This is a genomic window from Chryseolinea serpens (assembly GCF_900129725.1).
Classification (GTDB): domain Bacteria; phylum Bacteroidota; class Bacteroidia; order Cytophagales; family Cyclobacteriaceae; genus Chryseolinea; species Chryseolinea serpens.
Window position 1 is genome coordinate 814462 of sequence record NZ_FQWQ01000003.1, and the last position, 15048, is coordinate 829509.

Sequence of the window (15048 nt, forward strand, 5' to 3'; positions counted from 1 at the left end):
TTTAGTCTTTCTTTATAACGTTAGGATTGCCCCGGTAGTCGATGTCGCTGGCCATCCCTTCTTCCATTTCGAGGCTGCCGCTCACGTTCACCTTGGCCGAGGAGGCGCCGTTGGCGTCCACCATGGCATCTTGGACCTCCAGGTTGTAGGCCCGCAGTTTGGAGGCAAACTGCAGTTCGGCATCCAGGTTGGTCGCCCGGCCGGAAAGCTCGACTTCCGATGCGCCGGTCATGTGGATCACCAGGTTGTGAGCATCCAATTCACCATGCACTTTCACCGGGCCACGCACTTCGATATCCAGGTTGTCCATGGTAAAGTTTTCGAACCGCAATTTGCCGGCGCCCTCCGCTTCAATTTTTTCAAGCCTGGGCATGGTGATGTTGATGCGGATCTCGTCCATGTTGGTCATGTCGGTGTTCCATTTGAACTTCTTTTTGTTCTCGTAGTGGATCACCAGCGTTTCGCCGGAGCGGAAAATCTTGTACTTGTTTTTCTCCGACTCCGAGCCGATCAATTCCACGGCATAGTCCTCGCCGGGCTTGATGTGCACATCGAATACGCCGCTGATTTCCAACTCTTCAAAATCGCGCAGGCCAAATTCGTCGGCGATCGAATTCTTTTCTTCTTCCGATTTAGGGCACGTCACACACACCAATCCTTTGTCGGTCATCGTCCAGGTGTTGCCGTCCCGTTTGTCATCGTCAACATATTGGCTGATGAAACGGCTGGAATGTTCGTCCATGATGAACGGAAAGTTATACGGGATATATAAGGTCATGTCCAGTCGTTGTACCCGGAAGAGCGCGTCCTTGCCAAATTGGATATTGGAGTCGAACGTCAGCACCGAGTCCTGCACATTGACATGATAGTCGGCCATGTGTGCGTTTTCAATGGCTTGTTGCTTGGTGGTGCCCTGGGCCTTGAAATTTTGTACCAGCTTCAGACCGGGGCCTTCATATCCTTTCAAGGTCAGGTTAACGGCGTGGTAGTCGTCCATGCCCACTTCATTGATCTTGAGGACCGCAGTCTTGCCGTTGATCTTATAGGTGTCTTCTACCTTGTATTCGCCTTCCTCCTTAAAGGAATAAACGATCTTGGGAATGCCTACGCTCAGCATGGCGATGCTCACAAAGAACAAGACAAACATGGTCCAGCCCACCGTGGGACCGAAAACATATTTCTTGGCAATGATGGACGATCCCAACAAGGTAACAAAAGAGGCGGGGATGACCAGCGCCAGGAAGGCCGCAAAAACGATCCATCCCGAGAAGCTGTTGGTGAAGGCCTGCAGGGGCAAGCTCATCTCGGCCTGGTTCACCCACGAGAAGGCAGAGACGGAGAACAACCCGATCAGGATGCCGCCGCAAATGATGGCGGTCAGCATAAAGCTCAGCCCCACCAGGATCACCACGATACCGATGGCAACTCTCAACACCTCCACCAGCGGCACCAGGATCTTGCCCAGGACGCTCAGCAACAAGCCGATCAATCGAAAGGGAAACAACAGGATCTTGGTGGCCAGGTTTTCTTGCTTGCCAGTGCCCGTGTCACCGAGATTTTTTTTAATGTTAGACTCGATGTTCGACAGCGTCACCGGCTCGCCTTGCATCTCCATGCGGTCAGTAAGACTTTTTGCCTCCGGCAGGGCAATCCACATGATGATGTAGATCAGGAATCCCACACCGAAGAAGATGGTGAACAGCACGAACAACAACCGCACCGCCACGATGTCCATTCCAAAATAGGCAGCCACACCGCCCGACACACCGCCGATCACTTTGCGCTCGGGGTCGCGGAACATCTTTTTGCCCATGTCGGTCTCTTCCAGTTCATACGACCCAGGCACCACGATCCACATCACGATGTAGACCAAGATGGTGAGGCCATAGGCAAAGGCCAGCAAGCCAAAGAAAAGCCTGATCCACACCGGATCTATACTGAAGTAGTTGCCGATACCCGAGCAGACACCGCCCAATATTTTTCGCTTTTGGTCGCGCAATAATTGCTGGGAGGGCCGGAAAGCTCTGCCTGCACCCGTGCCCGCGCCGCTTCCACCGGAAGAAGTGTTGGTCTCGGTTTCAGCCCTTTGGGAATTCTGCGTGGATTGACGGCGCTCCGGTTCGGGTGCACCATCCGTTTCCTCAGCCGCTTTGAAATCGCTAACACTACCCATGGTAGCCACCAGCGCGCTCACATCCTCGGCCGTGATCACCTGCTTGCCCTCGTTGAGCTTGGACAGGAAGATCTCTGCGACGCGGCTTTCGATGTCGGCCAGGATCTCGCTGCTGTCCTCGAAGGTGGCGAAATACTTGTTAATGGAGTCCAGGTATTTCCGGAGCGTATCATAACCATCCTCTTCAATATGAAAGATTATACCGCTGATGTTGATGCTTATATTTTTTTTCATAAACTCTGTAAGTCTCGTTAGGGGATTAAGCTATGGGTCTGGAGGTGATCATTTGGGTAGAATGGACAAGGTCGTCCCAGGTTGCCGTAAGGCTTCCCAGGAATTTGCTTCCCTTGTCGGTGAGCTTATAGTACTTGCGCGGAGGCCCGGATTTGGACTCCACCCATTTATACTCCAGCAGCCCGGCGTTCTTCAGCCGGGTAAGAAGGGGATACAGCGTGCCCTCCACGACGATGATCTTTGCTGACGTCAATTCATCCAACATATCTGAAGCGTAAACTTCGCCCCGCGAAATTATGTGGAGGATGCAGTATTCCAATATTCCCTTCCTCATTTGTACTTGCGTGTTTTCGAGATTCATACCGCCCTTATTTAGTTCTTCTAATTCTTTATACGCAAAAGTACTATGTATGACCAAGTACCTTTTGAAAAGTTTAAAATTTTGTGAAAAGTGCCTTTTTTGTGCTAAAAAAGAGGTTTATGTTTTTAGTCTGTGAACCATTCGCCTTCAAAAAAGCCCGATTATGTTCACATGTGGACAGTGCTGTGTTCAAAATTTGTAAGATCTGAAGGCCATCCAGCCCCACAATTTTTGTCAAATCGCTGCGATAACCGCGCAGGCGTGCATCCAGCAGGGATTTTTGCGATTTGTTTTCCATCACGGTCGTCGACATAGCCGTGATATAGCAATTGCCATGCGGGAGTGCGGCACGTCACGTTGCCAGAGAGCCCAGGCGTCTCCTGCTTTTTGATTACTTTCGCATTTCGTTTGGTATACACCATGAGGGCTGTTCGTTTGCTGATGAGATCTTCGTACCTGGCTGTTTTTTTCTGGCTTTTCGCGGCTTCATCAGCCTATTCGCAGGTAGGTAATGAGTGGATCGATTTTAACCAGCCCTATTTCAAAATTCCCGTCGCCAAAGAAGGCATTTATAGGCTCACGTACTCCGACCTGCAAGCAGCAGGATTTCCCGTGGGAGCCGTAGACCCCTCCCGGATCAAGCTTTATCACCGCGGTGTGGAGCAGGCCATTTATGTGGAAGGGCAAGGCGACGCCCAGTTCGATGCGGCCGATTTCATAGAATTCTATGGCCAGCGAAACGACGGCACACAAGACGCCGGGCTGTACAAGCCCATCACGGCCCAGGTCAACAAATACTATAATCTTTATAGCGACACCACGTGCTATTTCCTCACGGTAGCCGGCACATCGGGAAAGCGGATGAATAACTTTTCCGAGGCCCCCGGTGCCTTGCCCACCGCGGCGTTTCACTACGACGAGAAACTGATGGTGCTCACCACCAGCTATTCGCTGGGCACAGAGTTTGGCGACATTCAAAACTCTTTCTACGACGTGGGCGAAGGATGGATGGGCGAGCCGGTCTATGAAAACCAACAGATCACCTATACCCTGAACAATGTCCTGCAGACCTATCCGGCGGGCGGCGCGCCCGTGGCGGAAATCGAGGTGGTGGGCAGGGGACCCATGCAACATTCGGGTGAGGTCTACATCAACAATCAATTCCTCACCTCCTTTCAATTCACCGGCTTTGGCACCTACACCATAAGCCAGGCGATGGACTGGTCGTTTATCCCCGGCTCGGGGACCGTAACGGTGACGCTGAAGGCCATTGGCATTGGCGGACAGCCTGATCGGTTTAGCACGGTCTATGTCAAACTCCGGTACCCTCAAAAAACAGATGCAGCGTCGGCCAGTGAGAAGACCTTTATCTTGCCCGCAGATCCTACGGGCAAGTCCTACATCGAGATCCAAAATGCAGCTGGGCTCCGGTTGTTCGACGTCACCGATCCCAACACCGTTTCCAGCATCGGCACCACATTTTCCACGACCCTAAACGCCGTAGTGTCCGCGACGGATACAGAAAGAAAAATATACAGCACGGCCAATGTCCTGACGCCGTCTATCAAGCCGGTTAGTTTCCGTCCCATCAACCCGGCGCAGCATGACTATATTATGATCAGTCACGCGCTGCTCCGGCAGGCGGCGGCCGGGTATAGCGATCCGGTCAAGGCCTTTGCCGCCTACCGGGCTTCCCCGGAAGGGGGCAGCTATGACACGCTGTTGGTCAATGTGCAGCAGGTGTATGATCAGTTTAACTATGGCGAGCCTTCTCCCACGGCTATCTTCAATTTCATGACCTACCTGGCCAGCGTGAAGATGCCGAAGTATTTATTGCTGGTAGGGAAGGGGCTTGATGTATACTACCGTTACTTCCGCAACCCCAACGGCCTGGGTGGATTCCGCGACCTCATTCCTTCTTCGGGCGTTCCGGCATCCGATGCGGCCTACACGGCTGGATTGGGAGGGACGACGTATGACCCTGCCGTCGCCACGGGACGCATACCCGCCCTCAAGCCCGACGATGTTGCGGCCTACCTGGACAAAGTAAAAGAAATGGAAGCCACTCCGTTCGACGACCTCTGGCGCAAGAACATCCTTCACCTGAGCGGTGGGATCGAAGAGGGTGAACCGCAGTTGTTCCAATCGTACTTGAAAGGATTTCAGACCATCGCCGAGGGGTATCACTACGGAGCCAAGGTGGCTGCGTTAGCGAAATACTCCAAGGAGATCCAGCACGTGAACATTGCCGAACAAGTGAATGCGGGCTTGAGCCTGGTCACGTTTTTCGGGCACTCGTCGGTGAGTACGCTGGATTTTGATGTCGGCTATGTAACGGACCCGGTGCTGGGATATAAAAACAAAGGAAAGTATCCGATCCTGCTTATGAATGGCTGTAATGCCGGTTCATTCTTTGTGAACTACACCCTGTTTGGAGAAGATTGGGTGCTGGCCCGCGACAAGGGGGCTACCGGGTTCATCGGTCACAGTTCCTTTGGCTTTGTGGAGCTCTTGAAAAAATATTCAGAGACACTCTACCAAGTTGGGTATGGCGATTCCACCTACATCCGGCAAGGCATTGGCGATATCCAGCGGGAGACCGCGAAGCGCTATATGGCCGATGCCTTTATTTCCCCGGCCAACATCACCCAGGTGCAGCAGATGATCTTGTTGGGCGACCCCGCGGTAAAACTGTTTGGCCCACGCAAGGCCGACCTGGAAATCAACGACAACCATCTTTCCTTTGAATCTTTTGATGGACAGCCCATCACCGCGCTCTCGGATTCCTTTGCGATCAAGATGATCGTCAGGAATTTTGGCCAGGCCAAGGAGAACACCATCCGCATTGAAGTGGTGCGCACGTTGAACGACAACTCCACCATCACCTACGATTCGTTGATCCCTGCCACGAAATACAGCGACACGCTGACGTTTGTGGTCCGCAAAGGCAGGGAAGAAGGATTTGGGAACAATACCTTCCGGGTCACGCTCGATCCCGATCACATCTTGCCCGAGTTGAATGAAGAGAATAACGTCGCCGGCAAAACCTTGTTCATTCCCTCCAACGGCACGAAGAACTTATATCCTTCGGCCTATGCCATTGTGAACACCGGGCAGGTCAGTGTATCTTTTCAGTCGACCGACCTGTTGTCGGCCGAGCGCGATTTCTTGTTGGAGATCGACACGGCCTATACCTTCGACAGCGAGTATAAAAAACAGTTCAAGCTAAAGGGACAGGTCCTGGCCCGCCAGGACATAGCGATGCTTGACGCCGACACCCTGGTATATTATTGGCGGACCAAACTGGCCGATCCCAAGCCTGGCGAAAGTGTGGAGTGGACATCGAGTTCGTTTACGTATATCAAAGACGGTCCCGAGGGATGGGCCCAGGTAGACTTTCCGCAATACTTATATAATGAGGCGGTGGGTCTGTCGAAAGATATTCCTCCTGGCAGATTTGAATTCCTCGAGACGGTTACGCCCGTGTCGCTGACGGTCTATGGCAGTGCCAGTCCGAATTGGACCACGTTGAGTGTGAAAATTTCCGGCGCGGAATATAACCTGACCCGCCAGGGATTTTATTGTGGCGGGAACACCATCAACCTTATCGCTTTCGACCGTAAATCGACCACACCGTATATCGGCGTTCCCTTCAAGTGGTATGATCGCAACGGCCGGGCCTGTGGTCGCGAGCCTTGGGTGATCAATAGTTTCCAGGCTACGCAGATGGTGACGGGCAACAACGATGACATCCTTCAGTATGTAGACAACGTCCACGCCGGCGACTCGGTGCTCTTGTTCAGCTATGGCAATCCCGGGGTAGCGTCCTGGCCCGCTGCAGCGAAAACGAAACTGGCGGAGTTGGGTATCGACGCAGCTTTTTGGGACCAGGTTGTCGCGGGTGAACCGCTGATCATTTTTGGTCGCAAAGGGAGTGCCCCGGGAACGGCAAAGATCTTTCGAAGCACAAATCCCACGCCGACCACCGATGTGTTGAACGTTAATCAGACCATCACCGGCGGCTATTCATCCGGCACGATGAGTTCAGGTCTTATCGGTCCCGCAGCGGCCTGGGCCTCATTCAGCACCCGCAGCCGCGAAGTGGGGGCGACCGATGTGGTGAGCTTCGACATCGTCGGCGTGAAACTGAATGGTGCCGAACAAACGCTGATGGCCGACGTTGCCGGCAACCAGGATCTGACCGCGATCTCTGCGAACGACTACCCCTATCTCAAGATCATATACAAGACCGGGGACGACACCCAACTCACCGCCGCCCAATTGAAGAACTGGGTTGTGGCCTATACGCCGGTTCCCGAAGGCATCCTGGTATATCACGGCAAAGCGGAACAGGAAAAGCTGAATGAAGGCGACTCCTGGCAAGGGGACTACGGTTTTGTGAACATCAGCAACAAGACCTTCAAAGATTCCCTGACGGTGGCCTACGACATCTTCAACCAAACCTCGCGGACGTCGCAGAACGAGCACATCAAGATCAAAGCCCCGGCGCCTGGCGACACCACTGCGTTTTCGGTACGGGTGAACACCACCCAAAAGGGAGGATTGAACGACATCGATGTCTATGTCAACCCACGCGTGGTGCCTGAGCAGTATTATGACAACAACATCCTGCAACTGGCGGCCCACCTGAACGTGCATGTCGACCAGCTCAACCCGGTGCTCGACGTGATCGTCGACGGTCGTCACCTGGAGAACGGCGATTTTGTTTCGCCCAATCCCGCCATCGTGGTGAAGGTTTGGGATGAGGACCCGCTGGTGTTGAAGACCGACACGGTGGGCGTGCGTATTTTCCTTACCTATCCCTGTGACCAGGAATCCTGCCCGGCCACTCAAATATCGCTGGGCAGTGAGACCGCGAAGTGGTATCCGGCCACGGCCTCTTCACCCTTCCGGGTAGAATTCAACCCGAAATCATTAGCGGATGGTACTTACACATTGCAGGTGGAGGGAGCGGATGCTCGGGGAAATAAGAGTGGCATCGAGCCCTATGTGATCACCTTCGTGGTGAAGAATCAGAACACCCTCACCGTGACGCCGCCCTATCCCAACCCCTTCGGCTACCAGGTTTACTTTGGGGTGGTCATCACCGGCGACTTGCTGCCCGACCAAGCCGCCCTCGAGATCACGAACGTAAACGGCCAGCAGGTGGCGACCTTCGAAACGGAGGATTTCCCCACTTTCCACAGTGGCAAAAATGAGATTGGGTGGGATGGCAGTGCCAACGGCAGCCCTCTTCCCAACGGGGTCTATATCTTCAAGATGATGCTTTCCGTCGAGGGAAAAATGGTTACCCGGCAGGGCAAAGTCGTGTTGCTTCGGTAGTTCCCGGAGGAACGAGAGTTGATCATTTTAACAGATGCCCAAGAGATTCCGGGCCATCGCAGCAAAAAAACGTTTGTTATTTGATTTCGGAGTAAAGCGTGGTCCGGTTCACGTCCACTTTGGCAATGTGTTTCAGTTTGCTGAGGGGATCGATGGGAGTCCAGTATTTCACGTAGTAGATCTCGACGGCTTGTCCGGAGAGGTCCTCCCGTAATTCAGCGAGGGTGAGGCCGTTTTCCAGGCCTTGGTTGAGGTAATAGATGCGGTCGTCGCCTTTGAGCTTGAAAACGAGATCATTTTCGCCTGTCTCAAACACAGTCTCGACCGTTCCGTGGCTCTTGAGGGTGTTTTCGGGTGAGGCGGCGGGCACCGGCCGGAAAATCGCGGCCAGGCAAACAATAAGCCCTGCAAAAATGCTGGTGATCACAATTTTCTTTCTTACCATAACAGCTAATCGTAAACGATGCGCAAAGGTAACCCATTCTGAAGAAAGAACCGCAACGATCCTGAAGTAAAAGATCAGTACTAACTTTCGTTAGCAAAACAAAAAAAATTACAGTCTTTTAATCTAAAGGTTATCTTTTACCAAACTTTATCGTTTAATTTTGCATTCTTGAATGACAACTAAAATTAAACTGAATGATTTTTATCTGACGTTCAACTATTAAACGCTAAGGAAGAAATTGAAAACATTGTTCACCATCCTATCAGCAGCTATCGCTGCGTACCATTCCCAGAGAACGGTTCAGTTCTTGACTATTGCCTGCACGGTGACCAGGCGACCTCGACCGACACGCTTTGTGCGTATCTGATACCTCCATTACAAATCTTTTTTGTTAAGAAAGCGTGGTGTCCAGGACATTGCGCCTTTTGTGCTTTTGGCACGGATGTTTCATCAAGGTTATAATTTTAAAATACATTGGAAAAACATAATCTCATCGTCCGACTGGCAACAGCCGGCGACAAACATTACGCTGAGACCATCACCACCGAGATGGAGGAATCAGCCAAAGCGCGGGGCACCGGTATCGCCAAGCGTTCGCCCGCCTACATCGAAAAGAAGATGGACGAAGGCAAGGCCGTGATCGCCGTGACCACCGACGGCACCTGGGTGGGCTTTTGCTACATCGAGGCCTGGGAGCACGGCAAGTACGTGGCCAACTCGGGACTTATCGTAGCGCCGGCTTTCCGCAAGACCGGCGTGGCCACCGACATCAAGAAACGCATCTTCAAGCTTTCGCGGGAGATGTATCCCACGTCCAAAATTTTCGGACTCACCACCGGCTTGGCCGTGATGAAGATCAACTCCGACCTCGGCTATGAACCTGTTACCTATTCGGAGCTGACATCGGATGAGGAATTCTGGAAGGGCTGCAAAAGCTGTGTGAACTATGAGATCCTGATGAGCAAGGGCAGAAAGAACTGTATGTGCACCGCCATGCTGTTCGATCCGGCCGAAGCCGAGGAAAAAGTGAAAGCCGCCGAAGCCGCGCGCGCCGCCAAGGAAGCCGAAGAAAAGAAGGACGTCTCCACCACCATTTCGTCCGAAGGCGAGTTGGTGCACCACCGTCACCGCCACTTCAAGGGCAACCTCACGTTGTTCGACCGGTGGGTGCGTTTCAAGCAATTCGTCCTCTTGAAAGCAAAACGCAAGGACGACGACAACGGCGACACGCCCGATAAAAAGAGATCCCTCTTGAGCATATTTTTTTGGTAATAGCGTTCGATCGCCGGCCTGCGCCGGAACGGTTGAAGCATAAACAATAGACATGAAAAAGAAAGTCGTATTAGCATTCAGCGGAGGATTAGACACTTCCTACTGCGTAAAGTACCTGGGCGAAGAAAAAGGTTATGAAGTTCATACCATCACCGTCAACACCGGCGGCTTTGATGCAACAGAGATCCAAGAGATCGAGACCCGCGCCAAAAATCTGGGCGTGGCTTCTCATAAGACTGTAGACGAAACAAAGAACTACTACGATAAGGTGATCCGTTACCTCATCTATGGTAATGCCTTAAAAAATAATACCTATCCGTTGAGCGTTAGCGCCGAGCGCATGTCGCAGGCGTTGGCCGTGGCCATCTATGCCAAGGAATTGAAAGCCGACGCTGTGGCGCACGGCAGCACGGGTGCAGGCAACGACCAGGTGCGTTTTGATATGATCCTGAACATTCTCGTGCCCGGCATCGAGATCATCACACCCATCCGCGAACTGAAATTGTCACGCGAGGAAGAGATCGCTTTCCTGAAATCGAAAGGGGTGAGCATGAACTTTGAGAAGGCCATGTACTCCATCAACAAAGGATTGTGGGGAACATCGGTCGGTGGAAAAGAGACGCTGAAATCGCTGGGCATGTTGCCCGAGGAAGCGTGGCCTACGCAGGTGACCAAGACCACGCCCGAAACGGTGAAGCTCACGTTCGTGAAAGGCGAACTCACAAAAGTGAACGACAAGGCTTTTGGTCACCCATCCGAAGCCATCCAATATTTGCAACAGATCGCCGGACCTTTCGGTGTGGGGAGAGACATCCACGTGGGCGATACCATCATCGGTATCAAAGGTCGTGTGGGATTTGAAGCGGCCGCACCCATGTTGGTGCTGAAAGGCCATCATGCCCTGGAGAAACACGTGCTCACCAAGTGGCAACTGAGCTGGAAAGATCAGCTGGCGCAATTCTATGGCAACTGGCTGCACGAAGGCCAATACCTCGACCCCATCATGCGTGACATCGAAGCGTTCCTCACCAGCTCGCAAGAGCATGTGACCGGCGATGTGCATATCCAACTCTATCCCTACCGCTTCCAGGTGCTGGGTATCGAGTCGGCCTACGACCTCATGTCGTCCAAGTTTGGCAAGTATGGTGAAATGAACCTGGGCTGGACGGGCGACGATGTGAAAGGGTTTACCAAGATCTTTGGCAACCAGGCTGCCATCTTCCACCAGGTTAAAGAAGACGTGGATGGCAAGTAAATTGAAAGTCGGAATAGTAGGGGGTGCGGGCTATACCGGCGGCGAGACCATTCGCCTGCTGCTGAACCACCCCGACGTGACGCTGACCTTCGTGCACAGCCGCAGCAATGCTGGCAACCCCTTGCATGAAGTACACCCCGATCTGCTGGGCGATACAGACCTGACGTTTTCGGATCAGATTGTTCCGGGCGCGGATGTTATCTTTCTGTGTCTCGGGCACGGGGAGAGTAAAAAATTCCTGCAAGAGAATCCCCTGGATGTTAAGGCTAAAGTGATCGACCTAAGCCAGGACTTCCGTTTGGGAGAAACAAGTGGTGCGCGGTCATTTGTATATGGCCTTCCGGAATTGAATAAGAGCGCTATCCAAAAAGCTGACAACATTGCCAACCCCGGTTGTTTTGCTACCGCCGTACAAGTGGGTCTTTTGCCTTTGGCGAAAGCGGGCTTGTTGAAGGAAGTCTATGCAACGGGTATTACCGGCTCGACCGGTGCGGGACAAAAACTGCAGGACACCACGCATTTCACCTGGCGCGCCAACAACATCTCTGCTTACAAAACCCTGACGCATCAACACCTGCGAGAGATCGGCCGGTCGGTTCAACAATTGCAACCAGGTTTTGGAGCGCCGATAAACTTTGTTCCCTGGCGAGGTGATTTCACGCGCGGCATATTTGTGAGTTCCATCATCGCGGCAGACCGATCGTTGGAAGAGCTTCGTGCGCTGTATCGGGAGTTCTATGCAGGACACCCCTTCACGATCGTGTCAGACGAGACCATCGACCTGAAACAAGTGGTGAACACCAACAAGTGTTTGCTGTCGCTGGAAAAAGAAGGCGACAAGCTGGTGGTGCACACGGCCATCGACAACCTGTTGAAGGGCGCTTCGGGTCAGGCGGTTCAAAACATGAACCTGATGTGCGGACTGAAAGAAACCGCGGGACTGAAGCTGAAGAGCATCGTTTTCTAGTCTTGTTTTCCTGAGTAATAATGTCATAAGCCAACGTGAAGACGCTGCTGGCAGTGTCTCCCGACAAAATCTTGAACCATGAAATTATTTGACGTATATCCCTTATTCAATATTACGCCTGTCAAGGCCCAGGGCTCGTGGCTTTGGGACGATAAAGGTGAGAAGTATCTCGATCTGTACGGTGGCCATGCCGTTATTTCCATTGGCCATTCGCATCCGCATTATGTGAAAACATTGTCGGATCAATTGAGCCAGATTGCGTTTTATTCCAATAGCGTGCAGAACCCGCTGCAGGTGAAACTGGCAGAAAAGTTAGGTGAGCTTTCGGGCTATCCTGACTATCAACTTTTTCTTTGCAATTCTGGCGCCGAAGCCAACGAGAACGCATTAAAGCTCGCGTCGTTTGTGACGGGCCGTAAAAAAGTCATCGCCTTCACGAAAGCTTTTCACGGCCGCACTTCGGGCGCTGTGGCAGCGACGGACAATCCGAAGATCGTGGCGCCGTTCAACGCGGGGCACGACATTGTTTTTGTTCCGTTCAATGATGAAGCTGCTTTTGAGAAAGCCTTGAACAACGAAGTGGCTGCTGTGATCATCGAAGGCATCCAGGGCGTTGGCGGTATCCAACTTCCGCACGATTCGTTTCTTCAATTTTTAGATAAGAAGTGTCGCGCCAACGGCTCGATGCTGATCCTGGATGAGATCCAGTCCGGTTATGGCCGTACGGGTAAATTCTTTGCGCACCAGTTTGCCGGCATCAAGCCGCACCTCATCACCATGGCAAAAGGCATGGGCAACGGTTTCCCTGTTGGGGGCGTGCTGATCCAGGGCGATATTAAACCGTGGAGTGGCATGCTGGGTACCACTTTTGGTGGTAACTACCTTGCCGCAGCGGCATCGCTGGCCGTGTTGGAAGTGATGGAGAATGAAAAATTATTGGAGAACGCTTCGAAACAGGGCGACTATTGTATGCAGGAGTTGAAGAAATTCCCGCTTCTCCAAAATGTTCGCGGAAGAGGGCTCATGATCGGGTTCGATCTTCCCGAAGAAAAGAAATCCGTGCGCAACGACCTGCTCACGAAACACAAAGTTTTCACCGGCGAAGCGAAGCCCAACACCATCCGGTTGTTGCCTTCGTTGGCGCTGGCCAAAAACGAAATCGATATTTTCCTCACCGCCCTCAACGCAGCGCTGTCATGAAGAACTTTATTTCCGCCGCCGATGTCCCCGACATCCCGGGGCTCGTAAAGAAAGCCCTGGAATGCAAAGCCAACCCCTTCAAGGCAAAATCGCTGGGCGCAGGCAAGCGCATGGGGTTGTTGTTTTTGAATCCCAGTATGCGCACACGCCTCAGCACGCAACTGGCGGCACAAAATCTTGGCATGGAAGCGATCGTGTTCAATGTGGGCCAGGACGGTTGGGCGCTGGAGTTTGAAGACGAGGCCATCATGAGCGGCAACACCGTGGAGCACGTGAAAGATGCCGCCCCGATCCTGGGAAACTATTTCGATGTGCTGGGCATTCGCACGTTCCCGTCGTTGCAAAACAAGGTCGATGACTACAGCGAGCTCTACATCAATCAATTTATAAAATACGCCGGCATACCGGTGGTAAGCCTGGAAAGCGCCACGCTCCATCCTTTGCAGAGCCTGACGGATGTGATCACCATCATGGAGAACTTCGATACCACGAAGCGCCGTCCCAAGATCGTGTTGAGCTGGGCGCCGCATGTGAAGGCCTTGCCGCAATGTGTGGCCAACAGCTTCTCGCAGTGGATCAACGCCTGGGGTCAGGCGGATTTTGTGATCACCCACCCGGAAGATTACGAATTGGACGAACGCTTTACGAAAGGCGCCACCATCACCACCAACCAATCGGAGGCCCTCGCGCAAGCCGATTTTGTTTACGTAAAAAACTGGAGCACCTACACGGACTACGGCCGCATTTATTGCAACGATCCCCAGTGGATGCTGACCAACCAAAAGCTGGCCCTCACCAACAACGCAAAGGTGATGCACTGCCTGCCCGTGCGCAGAAATGTGGAGCTGAGCGACGAGATCCTGGACGGTCCCAACAGCGTGGTGACGCAACAAGCCTCAAACCGCGTGTGGGCGGCGCAGGCGGTGCTGTCGGAGATTTTGAAAGAGAAACACTAGATTAGCGGGTCGATAGAACGCATGGAGAAACTATTCATCATCAAGATCGGCGGCAATGTGCTGGACAACGCAGGGGCGCTCGACGCCTTCCTGAAAGACTTTGCCACCATCAAGGCGCATACGATATTGATCCACGGCGGTGGCAAGATCGCCACCAAGCTGGGCGAGCAACTGGGCATAGCGGCCAACTATCACAACGGCCGCCGCATCACCGATGCGCCCACGCTGGACCTGGTCACGATGGTGTATGGCGGATTGGTGAACAAACAACTGGTGGCCCAACTGCAGCGCCTGGGATGCAACGCCTGGGGTGTGACCGGCGCCGATGGCAACCTGATCCAGGCCACCAAGCGACCCGTGAAAGATATTGACTACGGTTTTGTGGGCGACATCAAACCGGAAAGTGTGAACACGAAATTGCTGGCCACGCTCTTGCAGCAAAACGTGGTTCCCGTGTTTGCCCCGCTCACACACGCCGACGGAAAAATACTGAACACCAATGCCGACACCATTGCCTCGGTGCTGGCCGTGGCCTTGGGAAAATTATATGATGTGCGATTGATCTTTTGCTTTGAGAAGAAAGGCGTGTTGCGCGATGTGAATAAAGCAGAATCGGTGATCCGGCATTTGCCCCGCGAGCTCTACGACCAGCTCTTGCCGCAGGGCGTTTTTGCCGATGGCATCTTGCCCAAACTGGAGAATGCTTACGCTGCATTGAATGCAGGCGTGAAAGAGGTGCTGATCGGCGAAGCCATCGACCTGGTGAAGAACACCGGCCCGGAAACGGAAGGTACTTTGATAACTTTGTAAAAGCTGCGGGCTTGCTTCGGCATCCAGCGGCA

11 protein-coding genes are annotated in these 15048 nt (G+C 53.0%); 7 read left to right on the forward strand and 4 right to left on the reverse strand.

What is annotated here, in order from left to right:
• Nucleotide 1 precedes the first annotated feature (1 nt).
• The 3 genes from BUB30_RS23275 to BUB30_RS23285 all read right to left on the reverse strand — a co-directional run bounded on the left by BUB30_RS23275 (nt 2) and on the right by BUB30_RS23285 (nt 3081).
• A complete protein-coding gene (locus tag BUB30_RS23275; protein WP_073138762.1) occupies nt 2–2407 on the reverse strand; it encodes a PspC domain-containing protein in 2406 nt (801 codons plus the stop codon).
• Between the two features lie 25 nt (nt 2408–2432).
• A complete protein-coding gene (locus tag BUB30_RS23280; RefSeq protein ID WP_073139667.1) occupies nt 2433–2768 on the reverse strand; it encodes a PadR family transcriptional regulator in 336 nt (111 codons plus the stop codon).
• Nucleotides 2769–2841: 73 nt separating this feature from the next.
• Nucleotides 2842–3081: a hypothetical protein gene (locus BUB30_RS23285; protein ID WP_073138765.1), complete on the reverse strand. Its 240-nt coding sequence runs from the start codon at nt 3079–3081 to the stop codon at nt 2842–2844.
• Between the two features lie 128 nt (nt 3082–3209).
• Between BUB30_RS23285 and porU2 the strand changes: the two genes are divergently transcribed.
• Nucleotides 3210–8111, forward strand: a complete 4902-nt coding sequence (gene porU2 / locus BUB30_RS23290) for a putative type IX secretion system sortase PorU2 (protein WP_073138768.1) — start codon at nt 3210–3212, stop codon at nt 8109–8111.
• Between the two features lie 76 nt (nt 8112–8187).
• Here porU2 and BUB30_RS23295 read toward each other — a convergent pair whose 3' ends face one another.
• Complete coding sequence (locus BUB30_RS23295) at nt 8188–8556, reverse strand: hypothetical protein (RefSeq protein WP_073138771.1); 369 nt, start codon at nt 8554–8556, stop codon at nt 8188–8190.
• 474 nt (nt 8557–9030) lie between these two features.
• On the opposite strand from BUB30_RS23295, the gene BUB30_RS23300 reads away from it, so the two are divergent.
• From BUB30_RS23300 to argB, 6 genes are all read left to right on the forward strand, one after another.
• Nucleotides 9031–9828, forward strand: a complete 798-nt coding sequence (locus BUB30_RS23300) for a GNAT family N-acetyltransferase (RefSeq protein WP_073138774.1) — start codon at nt 9031–9033, stop codon at nt 9826–9828.
• Nucleotides 9829–9880: 52 nt separating this feature from the next.
• Nucleotides 9881–11083 carry an argininosuccinate synthase gene (gene argG / locus BUB30_RS23305; RefSeq protein WP_073138777.1) on the forward strand — a complete coding sequence of 401 codons (1203 nt, stop codon included), beginning with the start codon at nt 9881–9883 and terminating at the stop codon, nt 11081–11083.
• Nucleotides 11073–12050 carry an N-acetyl-gamma-glutamyl-phosphate reductase gene (gene argC, locus BUB30_RS23310; RefSeq protein WP_073138779.1) on the forward strand — a complete coding sequence of 326 codons (978 nt, stop codon included), beginning with the start codon at nt 11073–11075 and terminating at the stop codon, nt 12048–12050. Before argG ends, argC begins: the two co-directional genes overlap by 11 nt.
• Before the next feature lie 78 nt (nt 12051–12128).
• The gene (locus BUB30_RS23315) at nt 12129–13250 is read left to right on the forward strand and encodes an aspartate aminotransferase family protein (protein ID WP_073138782.1); all 1122 of its coding nucleotides are present in this window, start codon (nt 12129–12131) and stop codon (nt 13248–13250) included.
• A complete protein-coding gene (locus BUB30_RS23320) occupies nt 13247–14206 on the forward strand; it encodes a Rossmann-fold NAD(P)-binding domain-containing protein (RefSeq protein WP_073138785.1) in 960 nt (319 codons plus the stop codon). Before BUB30_RS23315 ends, BUB30_RS23320 begins: the two co-directional genes overlap by 4 nt.
• 21 nt (nt 14207–14227) lie before the next feature.
• Entirely contained in the window at nt 14228–15016 is a 789-nt protein-coding gene (argB, locus tag BUB30_RS23325) for an acetylglutamate kinase (RefSeq protein WP_073138787.1), read from the forward strand.
• Nucleotides 15017–15048 lie beyond the last annotated feature (32 nt).